The organism is Martelella sp. UBA3392, assembly GCF_002358775.1.
Lineage (GTDB): Bacteria > Pseudomonadota > Alphaproteobacteria > Rhizobiales > Rhizobiaceae > Martelella > Martelella mediterranea.
The window spans coordinates 1-3,660 of the sequence record NZ_DEPM01000203.1 but is presented as its reverse complement, the minus strand read 5'-3'; the positions used below and the strand labels follow the sequence as shown (position 1 = coordinate 3,660).

Annotated in this window: 3 protein-coding genes; 1 reads left to right on the top strand and 2 read right to left on the bottom strand. The window is 61.3% G+C overall.

Annotated elements, in window-relative coordinates; genetic code table 11:
• Positions 1-163: 163 nt before the first annotated feature.
• A complete protein-coding gene (locus B4E36_RS15555) occupies positions 164-913 on the bottom strand; it encodes a GntR family transcriptional regulator (protein WP_292059510.1) in 750 nt (249 codons plus the stop codon).
• A gap of 341 nt (positions 914-1,254) precedes the next feature.
• Here B4E36_RS15555 and B4E36_RS15550 point away from each other — a divergent pair, with 341 nt between their 5' ends.
• Positions 1,255-2,454 carry an autotransporter outer membrane beta-barrel domain-containing protein gene (locus tag B4E36_RS15550; protein WP_292059509.1) on the top strand — a complete coding sequence of 400 codons (1,200 nt, stop codon included), beginning with the start codon at positions 1,255-1,257 and terminating at the stop codon, positions 2,452-2,454.
• A gap of 111 nt (positions 2,455-2,565) precedes the next feature.
• Here the strand turns inward: B4E36_RS15550 and B4E36_RS15545 are convergent, their stop codons facing one another.
• A complete protein-coding gene (locus B4E36_RS15545) occupies positions 2,566-3,606 on the bottom strand; it encodes a LacI family DNA-binding transcriptional regulator (RefSeq protein ID WP_345900553.1) in 1,041 nt (346 codons plus the stop codon).
• Positions 3,607-3,660: the final 54 nt, after the last annotated feature.

Below are 3,660 nucleotides of genomic sequence, written 5' to 3'. Positions count from 1 at the left end.
AAACCCCGCCACGAACACCGGCTCGTCCATCGGCCCGCCGGGCACGGGCTGGCATGAAACGATCAGGCTGTTTTTCAGAATGTCTGGCTGCACCGGAATCCTCGCTGCTTTTTGCCCATAGCACCGCAATAGAGACCAGAATGCAACCAGTTTATGACTGGTATTATCGCTGAAGCTCGAAGACGAAGTCGTAGACATCGCCGCGATAGCGCGTCTCGCAATATTCCACGACCTCGCCCTGCGCCAGGAAGCAGCGGCGTTCGGTCACCAGAAGCGGCGCGGCGGGCGGGCAGGCGAGCCGCTCGCTGTCCTCGCGCGAGGCCGCGCGGGTGCGCATGCGCTGAACCGCCCGTTGCGGCAGAAAGCCGCGCGCCTCCAGCGCCTCATAGAGCGAATTTCCGACCAGTTCGGGCGAGGGCAGATAGCGCTGCGGCACGCTGGCGATCTCGATCGCGATCGGTTTGCCGTCAGCCGTGCGGATGCGCTGTATGCGCAGGATCTGCTCGCTGCCGCCGATGCCGAGCGCCATCATTTCGGTGGGCGAAGGCCGGCTGATAAGCTTGGAAAGCCAGATACATCCGGGCTCCATGCCGCGCGAGCGGATGTCTTCCGAAAAGCTGGTGAGCGTCGACAGCGTCTTTTCGACCTTGGAGGCGATCTCCGTTCTCGCGCCGTGGCGGCGGCTGAGCAACCCGTCCTCCTGCAACAGCGCAAAGCTCTTGCGCACCGTGACCCGCGAAAGCCCCAGCGCATCGGCCAGAATCCGCTCACCCGGCAACCGCTCGCCGGCATGCAGCGCATTGGACAGGATCACCTGCTCAAGCGCCGCCTTCAGCCGCTTGTACAAGGGGATATCGGCTGAACTGCCGGCAAGGGCAGTGCGCACGCGCTCGATAATATCCGTCGCGGCCATGGGTGATTCCGGTGGCTCCAAAAAAGTTATGTGGACTTATACTGGTATTATCCCTGGATGGCAAATCTGCGAGGTCGCTCACCCGCAGCCGGATTTCCTCGTTGGCTGGGCGGCCGGGGACTGCAAAGATTATAAGTAAAAATAGTAATATGCATCGGTATATACATGTTCATATCACAATAATTACTATTAATAAAAATTAAAATAGCCAAACAAGTTTATTGATATTGATTAAACATAAGTATAAAATAGAGGATATTAAAGATACATGTAGTATAAATTCGAATTAAGGCTATGCCGATGGCGGTTGCCGTTGTCGGCATGTTGCCGGAGGTATTTTGATGACCTTGGCGCAGCACAGGGAAGGTTCCGTTCTCGCATTGAGAAAGTGGCTTCAAGCGCCGCAGTCACGGCTCTTCCGCATGGTCGTCGGCGGGGCGGTGGCGGGCTGCCTCTTTCTCCAAAGCGGCGTTCTTCCCGGGCGGTCAGGCGTGGCGCATGCGCAGAGCTGTGAGTTGAACACCGTGTCCAACGACGGCAGCGTTAGCATCCCAACCGGGCACCGTCGCCAGCAATGCGAGGTCGCTCCCGCTTCAAAGACCTTTTCCCAGAATTCTCCAGTGATCACGGATGCCCGCGCGCCGGTTGAGACCACCGGCGGCAGTGTCGATGCAGTGGCACCCAGCCAGGGCGAACCCAAAAATGACCCGATCCACAGGGGAGCCGGGCTAGGAAAAGTGATCAGCAGCCGGGCCAGCTGGACCAACGAAAAGGGCACGCGCACCTATGACTGGAAATCGAACAGCGCCTTCGTCGGCGGCGATTTCGCAACGTTTTCGAATATGCGCTTTGGCGCGCTTGCCGGCTACGGTCATTCGAGTTACGAGGTCGACGAGGGAAATGCCCGGGGAACGTCCGACGACTTTACGGTCGGCGTCTATGGCGGCGGCGCCTTCAGCGGCTTCGAGGTCGATTTCGGCGCGGCCTATACCTGGCGCGACGCCGTAAGCCGCCGCGATATCGAGTTCCTGGAACTGTCAGAGCGGATCAGGGGCCGTTTTGATGGCGGGACCTTCCAGCTTTTCGGCGGCATCAGCTATGCGTTCGAGGTCACCGACACTCTCCAGTTCGGACCGTTCGTGGATGTTGTCTATGTCCATCAGAAAGCGGATGCGTTCACGGAAACGGGCCGGTTTGCGGTGTTGTCTTCTTTGAGCCAGACGATGGATACCGGGTTCACCACGATAGGCCTCAGCGGGACTCACGAGTTCGCGCTCGGCAGCTATGAGAGCCAGATCACGTCGTCGATCGGATGGCGCCATGGTTACGGCGATCTCGATTCGGATACGATGGTGGCGTTTTCGGGAGGCGATCCCTTCGGCGTGACCGGCACGCCGCATGCGGTTGACCATGCGGTGCTCTCGGTTGGCTGGCAAACCGCGTTGCAGGATAATGTCAGCCTTGGCATCACCTATACCGGCGAGTTTGGCGACAGCGCCCGGAGCCAGAACCTGACGGCGTTGCTGAGTGTCAAGTTCTGAGAACCGGCAAGGGAAACCGCCTTGGGCTGCCCATTCGGAACCGTATTTCGGTCGTTTGAAGCAAGCAATGGCGGCTTCCCGCCTCACGTCGGAGCCGCCCAAATCCAGGCGCTACCGACCAGGTCTCGCCGGTGCGGTCGAAGCGCGCTCCACCAGCCAGCAAGCCAGCTCCACGCGTCGCGCGGGCAGGCGGGTGACGCCGAGATCGTCGAGCAGCAGGCTCAGCGCTGCTGAACCGATGTGGCGCATCGGGATATGCATGGTCGTCAATGGCGGATCGGAAAAGCCCGACAGCGGCAGATCGTCCATGCCAACTACGGAAAAGTCCTCCGGCACGCGATAGCCCGCCTGCTGGATCGCGAGCATCGCGCCGTAGGCGAGGCTGTCGCCGGCGGTGAGGACGGCGGTAAAATCGGCGCCGCGCTTTTCCAGCCGGTCGGCGATCGCGCGGCTTGCAAGTTCCGGCAGCCAGTCATCGACGGTCACCACGAGATCGTCGATCTCCTCGATGCCACGAGCGCGCAACGCATCGCGCCAGCCCTCAAAGCGGCGCTCGATCGTCCGCCGGCCGGGATGCATCAGGAACAGGATGCGGCGGTGGCCGAGATCGAGAAGGTGGTCGGCGGCGAGCCGCGCTGCGGAGCGGTTGCAGGGCGTTACGCTGGAGTGGCGCATGGCCGGGTCGTCGCCATTGATCAGCACGATCGGCTTTGAAAATCCGCCCGAACGGGTAAGCACCTGCGCATCATCCAGCGTCAGAAACAGGCAGCCTGCAACGGAGGCGTCCGCCTCGCCCTCGGCCAGAAGCTGCGCCTCATCCTCGGGGGTGGCCACCGCGCGGGTGACCAGCTCGATGCCGAGCGCCTCGGCCCGTTCGTTGAGGCCGTCGAGAACGTGGTAGGTGAACTGGTTGCGCTGGTGGTCGATCATCGCGACGCTTGACGTGGCAAGGATAATGCGGCGGCCGGCGGCCGATGTCGGGTTGACATAGCCAAGCGCCAGCGCGGTCTCGACGATCTTCGCGCGCAATTCGTCCTTCACCCCGCCAGTGCCCGCGAGCGCCCGCGAGGCGGTCGATACCGACACCCCGCAATTGCGGGCGATTTCCTCCAGCCGGACCCGTCGGTTCGGCTTGCCGCGCTTGCCGTGAATCGTGAATGCCTCCTGTTTGCGCCAAAACTGCAAAAAATTTGCAAATTGCGCAAC